This is a genomic window from Peribacillus sp. NPDC058002, assembly GCF_042886655.1.
Taxonomy (GTDB): Bacteria; Bacillota; Bacilli; order Bacillales; family DSM-1321; genus Peribacillus; species Peribacillus aracenensis.
On record NZ_JBHVQU010000554.1, the window covers coordinates 1 to 1,018 of the forward strand.

The following is a 1,018-nucleotide window of genomic DNA, read 5'->3' on the forward strand; positions in this document are numbered from 1 at the left end:
TTAGTAAACATGGTTTCAGTGAACCAGGTTTTACTTTTATGTGCAGAATAAGTTCTGACAGTTTAATAGGGGGTAATATTCATGACGAAAAATGACGTATACCAAGCGCGTAAGTCCTTTGAGATTGATGGGCAACGCTACAACTACTACAGCTTAGACGCTATTGAAAAAGCAGGGGACGGCAAAGTATCACGCCTTCCATATTCCATTAAAGTATTACTTGAAGCGGTACTTCGCCAAGTGGACGGAAGAGTAATCACAAAAGAACACGTTGCGAACCTTGCTAAATGGGGAACAAGCGAGCAACAAGATATAGATGTTCCGTTCAAGCCATCACGTGTAATCCTACAAGATTTCACTGGTGTTCCTGTTGTTGTTGACTTAGCTTCTTTACGTAATGCTTTCGCAGCACTTGGTGGGGACCCTGACAAAATCAACCCAGAAATCCCGGTTGACCTTGTAATTGACCACTCTGTACAAGTTGATAAAGCAGGTACAATGGATTCCCTTGATGCCAATATGGATCTTGAATTCGAACGTAATGCAGAGCGTTACCAGTTCCTAAGCTGGGCTCAAAAATCATTCAACAACTATCGTGCAGTTCCACCGGCAACTGGTATCGTTCACCAAGTTAACCTAGAGTACCTTGCAAACGTGGTTCATGCTGTTGAAACTCCAAACGGCGACTTCGAAGTATTCCCTGATTCTGTTTTCGGTACAGATTCACATACTACAATGATCAACGGTATTGGTGTTCTTGGTTGGGGTGTCGGCGGTATCGAAGCAGAAGCAGGAATGCTTGGACAGCCTTCATACTTCCCAGTTCCAAAAGTGGTTGGTGTTAAACTGACTGGCGAACTTCCTAAAGGTACAACGGCTACTGACCTTGCATTGAAAGTAACACAAGTTCTTCGTGCACACGGCGTAGTTGGTAAATTCGTTGAGTTCTACGGCCCAGGAGTAGGATATCTTCCACTTGCTGACCGTGCAACAATCGCTAACATGGCTCCAGAATACC

Annotated in this window: 1 protein-coding gene; it reads left to right on the plus strand. The window is 44.2% G+C overall.

Going from position 1 to position 1,018, the window contains the following annotated elements; all coding sequences use genetic code 11:
* Nucleotides 1-81: 81 nt before the first annotated feature.
* A partial coding sequence (locus ACFVSH_RS27055; RefSeq protein ID WP_387708941.1) for an aconitase family protein occupies nucleotides 82-1,018 on the plus strand: 937 nt, incomplete at its 3' end.